The sequence below is a fragment of the Actinoplanes teichomyceticus ATCC 31121 genome (assembly GCF_003711105.1).
In the GTDB taxonomy this organism is placed as follows: domain Bacteria; phylum Actinomycetota; class Actinomycetes; order Mycobacteriales; family Micromonosporaceae; genus Actinoplanes; species Actinoplanes teichomyceticus.
Map to the genome: position 1 here is coordinate 3,649,488 of NZ_CP023865.1, position 16,356 is coordinate 3,665,843.

The following is a 16,356-nucleotide window of genomic DNA, read 5'->3' on the forward strand; positions in this document are numbered from 1 at the left end:
CCGGACGGGGAACGCCCCGGTCATGGCGAAGGCACGCGCCGCCTCGGTGGCGGCATCCAGTGAGTGGGTCGGCGAGGACGGCATCCGGCAGCCGGGCGGCGAGGTGCACGCATGGACCCCGGGTCTCAACCAGACACTGTGCGGCCTGGCGTTGAGCCGCACCCGGTTGCGACGGTTCCCGCACGTGCCGTTCGACTTCCGGGCGACCGACACGATCACCGCCGAGGATCAGGTCCGGTACGTCTGTCCCCGCTGTGTCGCGGCGACCAGCCGGCGCGGCGAGCGCTCGTGGACCCGGACGTCGCCGCGACCCTGACCGGCCGAGCGGGCCGGGCCGCTACCGCCACCCGCGCCGGGCGGCCCGCGGTCCGGCCGCGAACCGGCTGCGGGCGGCCCCTCAGGGGACGGCCCTCGGAGAACCGGCCGGCGGAAACGGTGAGGAATCTCAGTAGCGCCGGCGCAGGACCGTCACGCTGTGACCGATCGCGGTCAGGCTCTCGCGCGCTTTGAGCGCCGCCTCACCGGTCGCCGCGAGCAGCGGGTCGGCGGTGTCCACCACGATCTCCCACGCCTGCCCGTACGCCGGATCCGGCAGGGCGAACTCCACCGGCTGCGCCGACCCGTTGAAGAGCAGCAGGAACGAGTCGTCGGTGATCCGCTCGCCGAGCGCGTCGGACTCCCGGATGCCGTCGCCGTTGAGGAACACCACGAGCGTACGAGCGTTCTCCGCGACCCAGTCGGCTTCGGTCATCGACTCGCCGTCGTGGCGCAGCCAGGCGATCCCGGGCAGCCCCGCCTCGCCGGCCGGCTCGCTGGTGAAGAACCGGCGGCGCCGGAAGATCGGGTGCTCGGCCCGCAGCCGGGTCAGGTTCCCGGTGAACATGGTCAGGACGTCGTGCTGGCGGGCGTCCTTCCAGTCCATCCAGCTCAGCTCGTTGTCCTGCGCGTACACGTTGTTGTTGCCGCCCTGGGTGCGGCCCAGCTCGTCGCCGTGCGCGATCATCGGCACGCCCTGGCTGAGCAGCAGCGTGGCCAGGAAGTTGCGCTTCTGCCGCTCGCGCAGTTTGAGGATCTCGGGATCGTCGGTGGGCCCCTCGACGCCGCAGTTCCACGAGCGGTTGTGGCTCTCCCCGTCGCGGTTGTCCTCGCCGTTGGCCTCGTTGTGCTTGTCGTTGTACGACACCAGGTCGTGCAGGGTGAACCCGTCGTGCGCGGTGACGAAGTTGATCGACGCGATCGGCCGGCGCCCGTCGTCCTGGTACAGGTCGGAGCTGCCGGTGAACCGGGACGCGAACTCGCCCAGCCCGGAGTGGTCGCCGCGCCAGAAGTCCCGCACGCAGTCGCGGTACTTGCCGTTCCACTCCGTCCAGTTCGGCGGGAAGCCGCCCACCTGGTACCCGCCGTCGCCGACGTCCCACGGCTCGGCGATCAGCTTCACCTGCGACACCACCGGATCCTGATTCACCAGGTCGAAGAACGCGGCCAGCCGGTCCACCTCGTGGAACTCCCGGGCCAGCGCCGCGGCCAGGTCGAACCGGAACCCGTCGACGTGCATCTCGGTCACCCAGTACCGCAACGAGTCCATGATCAGCCGCAGCGACTCGTGGTGGCGCACGTTCAGGCTGTTACCGGTGCCGGTGGTGTCGTAGTAGTACTGCCGGTCCTCCTCGACCAGCCGGTAGTAGGCCGGATTGTCGATGCCCCGGAACGACAGCGTCGGCCCGAGGTGGTTGCCCTCGGCGGTGTGGTTGTAGACCACGTCCAGGATGACCTCGATACCGGCCTGGTGCAGGGCCTTGACCATCGACTTGAACTCCTGCACCTGCCCGCCCGCGCCGCCGAACGACGAGTAGTCGTTGTGCGGGGCGAAGAAACCGATCGTGTTGTAACCCCAGTAGTTGCGCAGCCCCCGCTCGACCAGACCGCTGTCGTGCACGAACTGGTGCACCGGCATGAGCTCCACGGCCGTGACGCCGAGCCGCCGCAGATACCGGATCATCACCGGGTGGGCCAGCCCGGAGTAGGTGCCACGGACGTCCTCCGGGACATCCGGATGGGTGGCCGTCATGCCCTTGACGTGCGCCTCGTAGATCACCGTCCGGTGGAACGGGATCCGCAACGGCCGGTCGTTGCCCCAGTCGAAGAACGGGTTGATCACCACGGACCTCGGCGCGAACGGCGCCGAGTCCGTGTCGTTGAAGACGTCCGGATCGTCGAAGTGGTACGAGAACAGCGCCTCGTCCCACCGGATGCGCCCGTCGACCGCACCCGCGTACGGATCCAGCAGCAGCTTGCCCGGGTTGCAGCGCAGCCCCCGCGCCGGGTCGTACGGGCCGTGCACGCGGAAGCCGTACCGCTGGCCCGGGACGATCCGCGGCAGGTAGCCGTGCCAGACCAGCGCCTCGCGCTCCGGCAGATCGACCCGGGTCTCGTTGCCCTCGTCGTCGAACAGGCACAGCTCCACCCGCTCGGCGACCTCCGAGAAGATCGCGAAGTTGGTGCCGCCGCCGTCGTAGGTCGCGCCCAGCGGGTACGGATTCCCCGGCCAGATCCTCATGTCACATTCCGTTCCTCGAGCTCGCGGGCGGGGGTCCGCCGGTTACCCCGATCCTCGGCGATCACACCGGCGAGTACCGGCGAACCCGGTGAATCCCCCGGCGGCTCGGCTCACCCGGCGTTGGACCAGGCGGCCGGACAGCCGTCGACGGAGAAGCGCTCGGCCGCGGCCAGGTCACGGCCGGGCCGGGTGAGGCGGACGGCGATGTCGGGTCGATCATCGGGTGGGCTCCGTCTCTTCAGGGGCGACCACCATTTCGGGCCTGCCGGCGGCGGCCTCGCCCGATCGCGGCAAAGCCGGGAAAACCGCGGCTGGACGCGGTCGGCGGTGGTCCACTCAAGGGGTGGAAGTCAGGGGGCTGCCCGCCCCGGTTCCGGACGCGGCCGGACCCGGCGACGCGGGGTACCGCGCCCCGTTCGCGCCGGACGGCCCGGCGGAGCGGACCGCCAGCAGCTTCGCGGCGGTGCTGGCCCGGGTGGCGGGCGCGCCCACCGCGCTGGTCCACCGCACCGAGGACGGCGAGCGGCTGACGCTGACCGGCGCGGCCGGGGTGCCGGCCGGCTGGGCGCGGGTCGGGCACCCGCCGGCCAGGTCCACGCTCGCCGGGCTCGTCCTGATGCACCAGCACCCGATCATCAGCGCGGACATCGCCGAGGACCCGCGGGTGCCGCGTTACGCCCCGGCCCTGGAACTCGGCGTCCGCGCGTACGTCGGCTTCCCGATCCGCGGCGACCGGCAGCAGATCGCCGGGGTGTGCACCGTGGTGGACTACCGGCCGCGGCAGTGGTCCCCACGCGAGCTGGCCGCGGTGGACGAGGCCGCGCGGGCGTACGCCGTGTTCGTCGCCGAGCAGCAGCGCGCCGACACCCAGCGCCGCTACCTCGACACGTTGCTGCAGAGCATGCGGATCGGGGTGGCCGCCTGCGACGAACACGGCCGGCTGGTGTTCGACAACGAGTCGATCCGGCGGCTGATGGGCACCACCCTCGTCGGCACCTCGGTGCGGGAGTGGGCCCGGCGCGGCGGCCCGCTGACCGACGTCGCGGGCCGGCCGCTGGAACCCGACGACCTGCCGCTGCTGCGCGCGCTGCGCGGCGAGAGCGTGCGCGACGCCGGCATCCTGATCACCACCCCGGGGCGACCGACCCGTACGACCAGCTCGGACGCCGAGCCGATCCTGGGCGCCGACGGCCGGCGGCTGGGCGCGGTGCTCACCGTGCACGACGTCACCGAGCGTCGGCGCGCCGAGCGGTTCCGGGACGTGGACCGCGCCGTCACCGAGGTGCTCGCGCACGCCGACAGTGTGCGGCAGGCCGGCCCCCAGGTGCTCGCCGCGGTCTGCGAGGGCTTCGGGTGGCCGTACGCGGAACTCTGGTTGGTCGACCAGGACGCCGACACGCTCGTGCCGGCGGCCCGCTACCGGGCCCCCGGGACGGCCGGCGATCCGCCCGGCGAGCCCGGCCCGCACGACGCCGTCACCGGCGCCGCCTGGCGGACCGGCCGGCCGGTGTGGGCCGGTGAGACACCCGGGTCCCCGGCCACGCCGCTACGCACCAGCCTGGCCGTCCCCGCCACCTCGGGCGACCGGGTCCTCGCGGTGCTGTCGTTCGGCGCCGGCGCGGTCGACGACCCCGCCGACCCGCTGATCGACCTGCTGGCCGGCGTCGGCGCGCACATCGCCGAGTTCGTGGAGCGCCGCCGCGCCGACGAGCTCAGCCTGGCGCTGACGCACAGCAAACAGGAGTACCTCGCCCTGATCGGCCACGAGATGCGCACCCCGCTGACCTCGATCAGCGCGTACGTCGAACTGCTGCGCGAATCCGATCCCGCCAGCGTCGTCGACGAGCTGCCCGGGATGCTGGACGTGCTCAGCCGCAACAGCGCCAGCCTGCGCGCCATCGTCGATCAACTGCTGGATCTCGCCGCGCTCGACAGCGGGCACGCGAGGATGGCGCGGGAACCGGTGGACCTGACCGCGACGGTGCGCGCGGCCGTCGCCGCGGTGCAGCCGGTCGCCACCGCGGCCGGGGTGACCGTGGCTCTCGACCTGCGCGCCGATGCCGTCGTGCCCGGCGACGCCGGCCGGCTGCGGCAGGTCGTCGACGAGCTGATCGGCAACGCCGTCAAGCACACCTTCGGCACGGGCCTGGTGACGGTGCTGCTGGAGCGCCCGGACCCGGCCGCCGTGGAGCTGACCGTCGCGGACACCGGCGTCGGGATCCCGGCCGCCGAGCAGGATCGGCTGTTCGAGCGCTTCTACCGCTCCGAGCACACCCGCCAGCACCGGATCCCGGGCAACGGGCTCGGGCTGGCGGTCAGCCGGGCCGTCGTCGAGGCGCACCACGGCAGCATCCGGCTGCTGCCCGCCCCGGGGCCGGGCACCCGGATCACCGTGCGGCTCCCGGCCGGCGCGCTCCCGGACCGCCCGGCGGGTCAGGGACACACCGCCGGCTCCGCGCCGTCGTGATGCCCGCCGTGCAGGGTCTTCTCCACGCAGGCCACCAGGTCGGCCGGTAGGAACGGCTTCAACAGCACCGCCGTGGCGCCGGCCTGCGCGGGCCGGGTGTCACCCGGGGTGAGGCTGCCGCTGACGAAGACCACCGGCAGGTCCTCGGTCGCCGGGTCGCCGCGCAGCGCCATGCACAGCTCGACGCCGGACATCCGCGGCATGTCGATGTCGCTGACCACCGCGGTCGGCCGGTGCTGGTGGACGGCGGTGAGCGCCTCGGCGCCGTCGACCGCCTCGATCACCGTGAACCCGGCCCGGCGCAGGATGCGCGCGGCGAGCACCCGGATGTCGTCGTCGTCCTCGGCGAGCACCAGAAGGGTCATGCGGGGGAACCGTTCTTCAGCGGCGGTGTCCTCGGAGGTTCGGGCCGGCGGGCCGACACCCCCTCCAGGGTAGAGAAGCCGCCGCGCCACCGGAGCTGTTTCGCCGGGGGAGCGGTGGGGCAATCCGACCTGCGCCCATCGACGTCGACGAACAGGAGGACCCGGTGCCACTCTGGCTGCAGGCCGCCGGTTGGGGATCGCTGGCCGGTTCGGCCCTGCTAATCGGAGCGGCGCTCGGCTATGCCGTCCGGGTCCCGCGGCACGTGGTGGCCGCGGTGATGGGCTTCGGCGCCGGCGTCCTGCTGTCCGCCGTCGCGTTCGACCTGATCGCCGAGGCCGAGGAGCGCGCCGGGATGGTGCCCACCGTCCTCGGCGCCGTGACCGGGGCGGTCGCCTACACCGGCTGCAACGTGCTGCTGGCGCGGCACGGGGCCCGGCACCGCAAACGCTCCGGCCGGCAGCAGCCGTCCGAGCAGGAGCAGTCCGGCTCCGGCTCGGCGATCGCCCTGGGCGCGCTGCTCGACGGCATCCCGGAGTCGATCGTGATCGGCGCGAGCCTGCTCGGCGGTGGCGGGGTCGGCGCGGTGACCGTGGCCGCCGTGTTCATCAGCAACGTCCCGGAGGGGCTGTCCAGCGCCGCCGGGATGCGCAACGCCGGCCGTGGCCCCCGCTACGTGTTCGGGTTGTGGACGGCGATCGCCGTGGTCAGCGGCCTGGCCGCGCTGGCCGGGTACACCCTGCTCGGCGGGGCTCCGGCGGCCGCGCTGGCCGCCATCACGGCCCTGGCCGCGGGCGCCATCCTCGCCATGGTCGCCGACACCATGATCCCCGAGGCGTTCGAGAACGCGCACCTGCTCATCGGCCTGGTCACGGTCGCCGGCTTCCTGGTGGCCTTCGGCCTCTCACGAGCCGGCGGTTGAGATCGGCGCGGCCGGCCGCTGGCGCCGGCCCGCGGCGGCCGCCATCCCCGCGTGGGCCTGGGCGAGCGCGGCCGCAAGACCCCGTTCCGCGGTGACGCACGCCCAGCCGATCGACACCGGGGCGCCCGCGTCGGCCAGCTCCAGGTGCAGGCGGCCCAGCGTGAGCTCGGCGTCGGCCCGGTCGCAGCCGTTGAGCAGCAGGCCGAACTCGTCGTCGTCGAGCCGGGCCAGGATGTCGGTGCGGCGCACGGCCGCCCGCACGGTGTCGGCGACCGTCCGCAGCTGGACGGGGTCACCGGCACGGACCGGGTCCAGCCCCAGCACGGCGACCACGGTCGGGTCGGCCAGCCGCCGGTGCCGTGACTCCGCCTCGGCGACGGCCCGGTCCCAGGCACGCCGGTTCGGCAGGCCGGTGAGCTCGTCGGTGTTGGCGACCAGGTGCTCGCGCAGCCGCGTGGTGACCGACTCGTACTGGGCACGGTCGGCGGCCAGCGCGATGGTGAGCAGCCGCCCCAGCAGGGTGAGCAGCGACTCGGCGCCGGCCATCCGCGGGTCACCGGTGTGTGCCTGCGGGTCCAGGCCGCAGATGGCGCCGAACAGCGAGCCGTCGGGCTCGGCGATCGGGGCGCCGGCGTAGGTGCCGATGTCGAGCCGGTCGTTGACGCCGGCGGCGGCGTAGACCGGCACCGACCGGGCGTCCCGGGCGACGGCCGGCGCCCGTCCGGCCGCCATGTGCATGCAGTAGCTGTCCTCCCAGGCGTGGCTCTGCCCCTGGCGCAGGCCGTAGCCGTTGTCGGGGTCCAGATACAGGAACGTCTGCCGGCCGTTCTCCACCCGGGTGACCGCCCAGAACGCCAGCGGCATCTGCTCGTGCAGGTAGTCCAGCACCAGCCGGGCCGCCCGTTCGAAGGTCCCGGCCGTGGGCAGCGCCGCCGCCTCCGGGCCGTCCGCCTCCGGGCCGTCCGCCTCCGGGAACTCCGCCCGTGGCGCGGCGGGCTCGGCGGCGCCGCCCGGCGACTCCGGCCCGGCCGGCTCCGCCGCCGGGGCGCTGCTGGCGTCGGCGGGCAGGGTGAAGGTGAACCGGGACCCGGCGCCGTCCGGGTTGTCGCCGGCGGTGATCGTGCCGCCGTGGCGTTCGACGATGCGCTTGCAGATGCCGAGCCCGAGACCGGTGCCGGTGTACCCGGCGCCCGCGTGCGCGCGGTGGAAGTTGTCGAAGATGCTGCCGTGCTGCCCGGCGGGGATGCCGATGCCGTTGTCGTCGATGGTGACGGTGACCAGGCCGGCCGCGACCGAGGTGCCGATCCGCAGGTGCGGGGTGACACCGGGGGCGATGTACTTGACGGCGTTGCTGATCAGGTTGTCCAGCAGCTGCCGGATCAGCACCGGATCGGCGTACACCGGATGCAGGTCGCCGATCCGGAACACCGGCGCCGGCCGCCCGCTGCTCTGCGCCTGGTCGATGCGCGCGGTGGCGATGTCCGCGGCGATTTCGCGCAGGTCCAGCATGGCCGGGGCCACGGTGGCGTCACGGGCGGTGGTGTACGCGAGCAGGTCGTTGATCAGGTCACGCATCCGGGCGGCGGCCCGGCCGATCCGGGTCAGCCCGTCGCGTGCCTCGGCCGCGTCGGGATGCGCCGAGTCGCCGAAGGTCTCGGCCAGCGCCTCGGTCCAACCCTCCACGGTGGTCAGTGGGTTGAGCAGGTCGTGCGCCACGACGCCGGCGAAGGACGCCAGCTCGCCGCGGTGGCGGCGTTCGGCGGTGACGTCGCGGAAGACGGTCACGGCGCACCGGGCGCCGTTCAGGTCGGCGGGCAGCGCCCGCGAGCTCACGCTCAGCACCCGGGCGTCCGTCAGCCCGGGACTGCGGATCAGGACGTCCATGTCCCGGACATCGCGCCCGGCCAGCGCCCGCCGGTACGGCATCTCCTCCGCCGGCAACGGCGAACCGTCCGGGCGCATCAGGCCGTAGTTCTCCGGGCCGCCGGCCATCCGGTCGGCCCGGCCGAGATCCCCGCCGACCAGCTCCCGCACGGCCGGGTTGCGCAGCAGCAGCCGGCCCTGCTCGTCGACGACGGTGAGCCCCTCGCTCATCGAGTCGACGATGGTGTTCATCAGCTTGGCCTGTGCCGCCGCGGCCCGCTGCGCGCCGCGCAGATCGTGAACCAGCGCGACCCGCTCGTCGCGGCTGAGCGCGAGAGCCAGCCCGGTCACCGCGAGCATCCCGACGAACACCTGCGCCACCAGCGCCCGGGCGGGATACGACCCGATCTGCGCGAACACCCCGTCGCCGTGCAGGGTGAACAGCACCGCGACCGAGCCGAACACCAGGTCGTGCAGGACCACGAACGCCGTGTGCAGCCGCGTGCCGGCCCAGACCGTCATGCCGATCACGGTGAACGCTAGCGGCAGCGTCCGGTTCACGCCGAACACCGCGAGATAGGCGATCACCGACAGCACGACCACCGCCAGGTACTCCAGCTTCCGGGCGGGTCGGACGGCCGAGAGGCGGTCCCGCAGGTCGGCCCGGGAGACACCGCGCAGTTGCACGGCGACCAGGTGGCCGACACGGAGGCCGGCCACCCCGATCAGCAGGATGCTCACCGTGTTGCGGGTCAACCACACCGCCACCGCGGGCCACGAGTAGACGCCGCTGACCGCCCACAACCCGGTCGGGCCCAGCAGCGTGCCGCACCCGACGCTCAGCAGCGCCGCCGCCGCCAGCGGCCCGAGCTGGTGCACCCGGGCCAACGGCTGATCGCCGCCGGCCCCCCACAGCTCCGGCAACCAGCGGCGGACCAGGTATGCGAACAGTCCGGCCTGGACCAGATTCGCCACCACGAACCAGGCCGCCAGCGTGAGCGGCGCGCCGGTCGCCAGGTTCACCGCCATGGTCACCGCGGCCAGCGCCAGGGCGTCCAGGGCGCGCCACCGGGACGTGTACTGCGCCAGCGCCCAGACCGCCGAGACCCCGGCGGCCGGCCACACCAGGCTCAGATTGTTCTGGTCCATGACGGTGAGACGGCCGGCATAGGTGGCCATCAGGTACAGGACGGTGAAGCCGAGGGTCCGGGCCGCCGGCGAGCGGGTACTCACGGGGCTGCCCTCAATGGCGGAAACGTTTGACCAGGTCGGTCAGCTCGTCGGACAGGCGGGTCAGGTCCGCGGCGGCGTGCTGCGTGGTGTCGGCGCCCTGGGCGGTCGCGGTGGCCACCGCGGCCACGCCGGACACCGTGCCGGCCACCTCGCCACTGGTCGTGGCGGTGTCGGCCACCGAGCGGCTCATCTCCGCGGTGGTCGCGGTCTGCTCCTCGACCGCCGAGGCGATCGTGGTGGTGTAATCGCTGATCTGCTGGATGACCTCGGTGATCTCACCGATCGCCTGCGCCGCGGTGCCGCTGGAGCCCTGGATCGCCTCGATCCGTGTGGTGATCTCGTCGGTGGCCTGGGCGGTCTGCTGGGCCAGCTCCTTGACCTCGCCGGCCACCACGGCGAAACCCTTGCCGAGTTCCCCGGCCCGGGCGGCCTCGATGGTGGCGTTGAGCGCCAGCAGGTTGGTCTGCTCGGCGATGCTGGTGATCAGGCGTACCACGTCGCCGATCTCCGCGCTGGCCGCGCCGAGCTGCGCGACCTGCTCGGTGGTGCGCCGCGCGACCGCCATGGCCTGCTGCGCGACCTGGGCCGCCTGTCCCGCGTTGTTCGCGATCTCGGTGATCGAGGCGCTCATCTCCTCGGCGCCGGCGGCGATCGTCATCACGCCCGTGTTGACGTGCTCCGAGCCCTGCGACGCGGCGCTGGCCTGCGCGGCGGCGTCGGCGGCGCCCGACTGCAGCTGGGAGCTGACCGCCGACAGCTGCTTGGACGCCCCGGCCAGGGTGGTGGCCGACTGTCCGATCGTGGCGACGGTGCCGCGCAGGCTCGCCACCGCGGTGTCCAGTGCACGGCCCATCCGGCCCGGCTCGTCGCGGCTGGTCAGCCCGGTGGTGTGGGTGAGGTCGCCGCCGGCGAGGCTCTCGCACACCGACCGGACCCGGTTCAGCGAGCCGACGACGCGGCGGGAGATCAGCGCGGCCAGCCCGAGCGCCAGCAGCAGACCGGCGACCAGCATGACGATCGAGGTGGTGCGGGCGGAGCGGTAGGCCGAGTCGGCCGAGGCGGCGGTGCGCGCGGCGTCGGCGCCCTCCGCCTCGGTCATGTCGGTGATGTCCCGCATCGCCTCGGTCATCAGCGGGGTGATCTCCGCGTCGCGGATCCGCTGCCAGCCCTCGATGTCGTTGCGGGCGCTCGCCGGGATCAGCTTGGTCTCAGCGATCTGCAGCAGCTGCCGGAAGTCGGCGTACAGCTCGTCGATCGCCTCGGGTGGCACGGCCGGCCGGCTGCCCCGGTAGGCGGCGAACGCGTCCTCGACGACCGCCTCGTTGTCCGCGAGGGTCTCCAGGTACCGCGCCTTGGTCGCCTGGTCCTGCGAGATCGCGTTGTTGGCGATGGTCAGCCGGGTCTGCAGGATCGCCGCCCGCACGTTGCCCAGCGCCTCCACGCTGGCCAGATTGCTGCCGTAGATCTGCTGCGAGGTGCCGTTCGCGTGCCGCAGCGCGCTGACGCTCAGCACCGTCACGGCCACCGCGACCACCGCGGCAAGCAGCACCGCGCTGAGGAACTTCGCGTTGACGCTCAGGTCGGCGAACCATCGACCGGCGGCCGTCCTGGCTGGTGGTGTGGCAGTAGTACTCGACTCACGCACCCGGTGAATCCCCTCGATCGGCGTCCCGCACCATCCCGTTCGGCACGTGGTGGCGGCGGCTGAGCCGGACGGCGAACGTCAGTCGCCGTCGAGGGCGCCGGTGTCGCGCAGCGGCATGTACGGCTCCTCGTCCGCCGGATGACCGGCCGCGATGGCCCGCGCGCGGTGCAGCTCGGCATCCAGTTCGGCGCCGAGCAGGATCGCGATGTTGGAGATCCACAGCCAGACCAGGAAGACGATGACCCCGCCGAGCGTGCCGTACGTCTTGTCGTACGAGCCGAAGTTCGCGGCGTAAACGGCGAACCCGACCGAGGCGGCGATCCACAGCAGCACCGCGATCACCCCGCCCGGGCTGATCCAGGTGAAGCCGGCCTGCCGGGCGTTCGGCGCCGCCCAGTACAGCAGGTCGAACACCGCCCCGACCAGCAGGACCAGCACCGGCCATTTGGCGATCGACCAGGCGGTGATGGCGGTGTCGGCGGCGCCGAGGGCACGCCCGACCCGGTCGGCGAGCGCGCCGGTGAACACCACGATCAGCGTGCTCGCCGCCAGCAGCGCGCCGACCAGGACGGTGACGCCGATCCGGATCGGCAGCGTCTTCCAGAGCGGCCGGCCCTCCGGCACGTCGTAGATGATGTTGGAGGCTCGCATGAACGCCCCGACGTAGCCGGAGGCGGTCCACAACGCGCCGGCCAGGCTGACGATCGCCAGCCCGGCGCCGGAGACGTCCTGCAGGCCGATCAGGCTGTCGGTGAGGATCCGCTGCACCGCGCCGGGCGCGATGCCGGACAGATTGTCCAGCAGCGGCTGGGTGGTGGACTGACCGGCCATGCCCAGGACCGAGGCGAGCAGCAGCAGTCCCGGGAAGACCGACAGCACGCCGTAGTACGTGAGCGCGGCGGCCCAGTCGCTCAGGTTGTCCCGGTCGAACTCGCGGACGGTACGTTTCGCGGTGTTCCACCAGGCGTGCCGGTCGAGCTCGGCGGGTGTCCGCGGCGGGGCCTCGGGATCGCTCATGGAACCTCCCCGGCCCGGGCGACGGTGTGCACGTGTTCCTGCTACCCAGGAGGGGGCCCGCCCTCACCTCGCACCCGGGCGGGTGACCGCGCCGGTGGCGGTCCACCCGGCGCGGCTCACGGGATCCGCCGCACTCACCCCGGGCCCGCCCGGCAGCGTCCCTTCGTCGGCCTGCACGGCAGTGCGCCTCGCCGCGCCGGCATGACAGCTGCGGGCCGGGGGTGTCCGGGGCCGGGTTCCTGGGCCGGGTGGGTCGCTGGTCGGGCGGGGGCGCCGCGGGGCGGGCCGTGGCCTCGCTGGGTCTGCGCTGTTCCGGCGGTGTGCGCGGCGGCGAGTGGGTACGGTGGCGGACGTGCGCACCGATCTGGAGGTGTGGGTCGCCGTTCAGCGGCTGGTCTGCCAGTCGACCATGATCCGGCAGGTGCTGCGCTGCCTGGAGGCGTGCGGCATGTCCGGGGTGCAGGTGGCGGTGATGGGCGCGCGGCTCGACGAGCTGGAGCTGGTGCTCGACGAGGTCCGTCGGCGGCTGCTGCCGGGCCTGGTCGGCCCGGTGTCCACGCCGGTACGCCCCCGCGCCCGCGCTCGGGACCACCGCCGCCCGCCAGCCCGGCGTCCGGTGCCGGTGCGGCCCGCGCCGCCGGGGCGGTGACCCGGCCGGGCGCCGATACGGTCCGCGGGATCGGGGCGGTGACCCGGCTCGGATCGGAGCCTCCCGCCACCTCGGGGCGGCGGCCTCATCTTCGTATCCGTCGATACGCCGGTCGTGCCGTCCGCTGAGGGACATCCTCGAACGAAAGAGACTGCCGGCGGTTCCGCCCTCATCGCGCAGCCGACCGTCCGAGCAGCCCGCAGACCCGTCGGCGCAGCTGGCGCTCCGCGAGCGGCTGTCGCCATGACCGTTGAAGGTGGCCCACCATGACCGCAGTCCAGGCCAGCCCCGCAACGTCGTCCGGCCCCGCCCCGCACACCCCATCCGAAGTGTCGATCATGGTGGATGCCCTGGTGACCGCGGGGTTGAAGGCGCTCGTCGACTACGAGGCGTACGACCAGGAGAAGATCGATCACATCGTCAAGAAGGCCTCGGTCGCGGCCCTGGACCGGCACGCCGCGCTGGCGAAGCTGGCCGTGGAGGAGACCGGACGCGGCGTCTTCGAGGACAAGGCCGTCAAGAACATCTTCGCGTGCGAGCACGTCACGCACAGCATGGCCACCCTGCGCACGGTCGGTGTGATCAGTCAGGACGACATCAACGGGATCACCGAGATCGCCGATCCGGTGGGGGTGGTCGCCGGCATCACCCCGGTCACCAACCCGACCTCGACGGCGATCTTCAAGGCGCTGCTGGCGCTCAAGACCCGCAACCCGATCGTGTTCGCGTTCCACCCGGCGGCGCAGCGCTGCAGCGTGGAGGCGGCGCGGATCGTGCGGGACGCGGCGATCTCGGCGGGCGCGCCGGAGAACTGCATCCAGTGGATCGAGCACCCGTCGGTGGAGGCGACCACCGCCCTGATGCGTCACCCGGGGATCGCCACGATCCTGGCGACCGGGGGCAACAACATGGTCCAGGCGGCGTACTCGGCGGGCAAACCGGCGCTCGGCGTGGGCGCCGGCAACGTGCCCGCCTACATCGAGGCCAGCGCCAAGCTCGACCGCGCGGTCAACGACATCGTGCTGTCGAAGTCGTTCGACAACGGGATGATCTGCGCCTCCGAGCAGGCCGCGGTCATCGACGACGAGATCTACGAGGCGGCCCTGCAGGGTTTCCGGGACCTGCACGCGTACGTCGTCTCCGCCGACGAGAAGCGGATGCTCGAAGAGCTGATCTTCGGCGCACAAGCGTACGGGACCGCCTGCAGCGGCGCGAAGCTCAACCCGGACGTGGTCGGCCGGTCGCCGGCCTGGATCGCCGAGAAGGCCGGCTTCACCGTGCCGCCGAAGACGTCGATCATCATCGCCGAGGTCGGTGAGGTGGGCCCGAACGAGCCGCTGACCCGGGAGAAGTTGTGCCCGGTGCTGGCCGTGCTGCGGGTCCGCTCGCGCGATGAGGGGCTGCGCGTCGCCACCGAGATGGTGGAGTTCCACGGGCTGGGGCACAGCGCGGCGATCCACACCGAGGACCGCGATCTGGTGGTCGAGTTCGGCAAGCGGGTCAAGGCGGTCCGGGTGCTCTGGAACTCGCCGGCCTCGCAGGGCGGTATCGGCGACATGTACAACGCGTTCGTGCCGTCGCTGACCCTCGGCTGCGGCAGTTACGGGCGTAACTCGGTGTCCAACAACGTCTCGGCGATCAACCTGATCAACATCAAGCGGATCGGCCGGCGGACCAACAACATGCAGTGGTTCAAGGTCCCGTCGAAGATCTACTTCGAGCCGTACGCCATCCGCTACCTGCGGGACATGCCGGACGTGCGGCGGGTCACCGTGGTCACCGACGCCACGATGACCCGGCTGGGTTTCGTCGACCGGGTCAACCGGGTCCTGCAGGCGCGCCCCGAACAGGTGGCCCTGCAGATCATCGACGACGTGGAGCCGGAGCCGCGGATCACCACGGTCGACCGCGGCGCGGACCTGATGCGCTCGTTCCGGCCGGACACGATCATCGCGCTGGGCGGCGGATCGGCCATGGACGCCGCCAAGGTGATGTGGCTCAAGTACGAGCACCCGGACATCAACTTCGACGACATGCGGGAGAAGTTCTTCGACATCCGCAAACGCGCGTTCGCCTTCCCGACGCTGGGGGAGAAGGCCCGGCTGGTGTGCGTGCCGACGACCTCCGGCACCGGCGCGGAGGTGACCCCGTTCGCGGTCATCACCGATCACCGGACCGGCAAGAAGTACCCGCTGGCCGACTACGCGCTGACACCGACGGTCGCCATCGTCGACCCGGCGCTGACCGCGAGCATGCCGCGGGGGATCGCCGCGGACAGCGGCTTCGACGCGCTCACCCACGCGATCGAGGCGTACGTCTCGGTCTACGCCAACGATTTCACCGACGGCCTCGCCCTGCACGCCATCCGGCTGATCTTCACGAACCTGGAGCAGTCGGTGGTGCACGGCGACCCGGACGCCCGGGAGCGGATGCACAACGCCGGCACCATCGCCGGGATGGCGTTCGGCAGCGCCTTCCTCGGCATCGTGCACGCCATGTCGCACACCCTGGGCGCCACCTTCCACATCGCACACGGCCGTACCAACGCGGTGCTGCTGCCGCATGTGATCCGCTACAACGGCAGCAACCCGTCGAAGCTGTCCGGCTGGCCCAAGTACGAGAGCTACCGGGCCCCGCAGCGGTTCACCGAGATCGCCGCCATGCTCGGCCTGCCGGCGGGCAACCCGGCCGAAGCGGTGCACGCGCTGGCCGAGGCGGTCGAGCGGCTGCGGACCGCGGTCGGGATCGAGTCGTCGTTCGCCCAGATCGGCGTGGACGAGAGGGCCTTCCTCACCGCGCTGCCGCAGCAGGCGCTCAACGCGTACGAGGACCAGTGCGCGCCGGCCAACCCGAGGATGCCGATGCTCGACGACATGCAGCAGCTGATGCGCGCCGCCTACTACGGCCCCGGCGGCGCGGCCCCGCGGGACTGACCCGCCGGGACATGCCGGCCCGCGCGGCGCCGCGCGGGCCGGTCGCCGTGCCACCCGGCGGCCCCCGGCCCGCACCGGCGGCGCACCCGGCGGCCGTGACGATGGGTCGTCACACCGAGGACCGTCGACGCCGGGAGGCCGCCATGACCCAGCCAGCCGTCACCCCGCCCGCCCGGCACGTGCCGGGGCAGCAGCCGGGGCGCCCGTCCGTGCGGGTCGAGGCGACCGGCAGCGCGGTGCACCCGTACGCCCTGCAGGTCGGCGACCATGCCGGGCTGAGCGTGCCGATGACCGCGGTCGCGGTTCGCCACCTGCGCGACGCGCTCACCGCCGTGCTGGCCGGTTCACCACCGGCCGAGCCGGACGACTTCATCACGGAGTGGGCCCGGACGTACCGCGCCGCCGTGGTCACCGCCGAGCCGGCCGCCACCGACGCCGCCTGACCGCACCGCGGCCGTCCGGCTGTCACGGCCCTTGCCGCACCGGCGGCCGTCCGGCCGCCACCGACCGTGTCTGACCGCACCGGCGGCCGTCCGGCCGCCGGCGACCGTGTCTGACCGCACCGGCGGCCGTCCGGCCGCCGGCGACCCCCGACCGCGCCGGCGCCCGCCGGGATGTGGCCGTGCCCGGCCGCCGGGCGACCGTCCCGGACCGGACAGGCCGTGTGGCCTGCATCACCGGGAGAAGCACATCCCGGCCGGCGATCC

Annotated in this window: 11 protein-coding genes; 6 read left to right on the forward strand and 5 right to left on the reverse strand. The window is 73.1% G+C overall.

Going from position 1 to position 16,356, the window contains the following annotated elements; all coding sequences use genetic code 11:
* Positions 1 to 22: 22 nt before the first annotated feature.
* The gene (locus ACTEI_RS16080; RefSeq protein ID WP_122978413.1) at positions 23 to 316 is read left to right on the forward strand and encodes a hypothetical protein; all 294 of its coding nucleotides are present in this window, start codon (positions 23 to 25) and stop codon (positions 314 to 316) included.
* A gap of 129 nt (positions 317 to 445) precedes the next feature.
* Here the strand turns inward: ACTEI_RS16080 and glgX are convergent, their stop codons facing one another.
* Positions 446 to 2,557: a glycogen debranching protein GlgX gene (gene glgX, locus ACTEI_RS16085; RefSeq protein WP_122978414.1), complete on the reverse strand. Its 2,112-nt coding sequence runs from the start codon at positions 2,555 to 2,557 to the stop codon at positions 446 to 448.
* A 343-nt stretch (positions 2,558 to 2,900) separates the two neighbouring features.
* Between glgX and ACTEI_RS16090 the strand changes: the two genes are divergently transcribed.
* Positions 2,901 to 5,024: a sensor histidine kinase gene (locus ACTEI_RS16090; RefSeq protein WP_164465983.1), complete on the forward strand. Its 2,124-nt coding sequence runs from the start codon at positions 2,901 to 2,903 to the stop codon at positions 5,022 to 5,024.
* On the opposite strand, the gene ACTEI_RS16095 is transcribed toward ACTEI_RS16090, so the two are convergent.
* A complete protein-coding gene (locus ACTEI_RS16095; RefSeq protein WP_122978416.1) occupies positions 4,991 to 5,389 on the reverse strand; it encodes a response regulator in 399 nt (132 codons plus the stop codon). The two genes, ACTEI_RS16090 and ACTEI_RS16095, sit on opposite strands and share 34 nt — an antisense overlap.
* A gap of 164 nt (positions 5,390 to 5,553) precedes the next feature.
* On the opposite strand from ACTEI_RS16095, the gene ACTEI_RS16100 reads away from it, so the two are divergent.
* Positions 5,554 to 6,309, forward strand: a complete 756-nt coding sequence (locus ACTEI_RS16100; RefSeq protein ID WP_122978417.1) for a ZIP family metal transporter — start codon at positions 5,554 to 5,556, stop codon at positions 6,307 to 6,309.
* Here ACTEI_RS16100 and ACTEI_RS16105 read toward each other — a convergent pair.
* The 3 genes from ACTEI_RS16105 to ACTEI_RS16115 all read right to left on the reverse strand — a co-directional run bounded on the left by ACTEI_RS16105 (position 6,292) and on the right by ACTEI_RS16115 (position 12,067).
* Positions 6,292 to 9,405 (reverse strand): ATP-binding protein, encoded by a 3,114-nt coding sequence (locus ACTEI_RS16105; RefSeq protein ID WP_122978418.1) that lies wholly within the window; start codon positions 9,403 to 9,405, stop codon positions 6,292 to 6,294. The genes ACTEI_RS16100 and ACTEI_RS16105 overlap by 18 nt on opposite strands.
* Positions 9,406 to 9,415: 10 nt before the next feature.
* On the reverse strand, positions 9,416 to 11,050 hold the full coding sequence (locus tag ACTEI_RS16110) for a methyl-accepting chemotaxis protein (RefSeq protein WP_122978419.1): 1,635 nt from the start codon (positions 11,048 to 11,050) through the stop codon (positions 9,416 to 9,418).
* A gap of 78 nt (positions 11,051 to 11,128) precedes the next feature.
* Positions 11,129 to 12,067, reverse strand: a complete 939-nt coding sequence (locus tag ACTEI_RS16115; protein ID WP_122978420.1) for a YihY/virulence factor BrkB family protein — start codon at positions 12,065 to 12,067, stop codon at positions 11,129 to 11,131.
* A gap of 352 nt (positions 12,068 to 12,419) precedes the next feature.
* On the opposite strand from ACTEI_RS16115, the gene ACTEI_RS16120 reads away from it, so the two are divergent.
* The 3 genes from ACTEI_RS16120 (at position 12,420) to ACTEI_RS16130 (ending at position 16,092) form a co-directional block, all read left to right on the forward strand.
* Positions 12,420 to 12,716: a hypothetical protein gene (locus tag ACTEI_RS16120; RefSeq protein WP_145831127.1), complete on the forward strand. Its 297-nt coding sequence runs from the start codon at positions 12,420 to 12,422 to the stop codon at positions 12,714 to 12,716.
* Positions 12,717 to 12,982: 266 nt separating this feature from the next.
* The gene (gene adhE, locus ACTEI_RS16125) at positions 12,983 to 15,649 is read left to right on the forward strand and encodes a bifunctional acetaldehyde-CoA/alcohol dehydrogenase (protein ID WP_122978422.1); all 2,667 of its coding nucleotides are present in this window, start codon (positions 12,983 to 12,985) and stop codon (positions 15,647 to 15,649) included.
* Positions 15,650 to 15,792: 143 nt separating this feature from the next.
* A complete protein-coding gene (locus ACTEI_RS16130; RefSeq protein ID WP_145831126.1) occupies positions 15,793 to 16,092 on the forward strand; it encodes a hypothetical protein in 300 nt (99 codons plus the stop codon).
* Positions 16,093 to 16,356 lie beyond the last annotated feature (264 nt).

Excerpts from the sequence above, each read along its gene's own strand:
- ACTEI_RS16080 (WP_122978413.1), top strand. The coding sequence starts at position 23 with ATGGCGAAGGCACGCGCCGCCTCGGTGGCGGCATCCAGTGAGTGGGTC.
- glgX (WP_122978414.1), bottom strand. The coding sequence starts at position 2,557 with ATGAGGATCTGGCCGGGGAATCCGTACCCGCTGGGCGCGACCTACGAC.
- ACTEI_RS16095 (WP_122978416.1), bottom strand. The coding sequence starts at position 5,389 with ATGACCCTTCTGGTGCTCGCCGAGGACGACGACGACATCCGGGTGCTC.
- ACTEI_RS16115 (WP_122978420.1), bottom strand. The coding sequence starts at position 12,067 with ATGAGCGATCCCGAGGCCCCGCCGCGGACACCCGCCGAGCTCGACCGG.
- adhE (WP_122978422.1), top strand. The coding sequence starts at position 12,983 with ATGACCGCAGTCCAGGCCAGCCCCGCAACGTCGTCCGGCCCCGCCCCG.
- ACTEI_RS16130 (WP_145831126.1), top strand. The coding sequence starts at position 15,793 with ATGACCCAGCCAGCCGTCACCCCGCCCGCCCGGCACGTGCCGGGGCAG.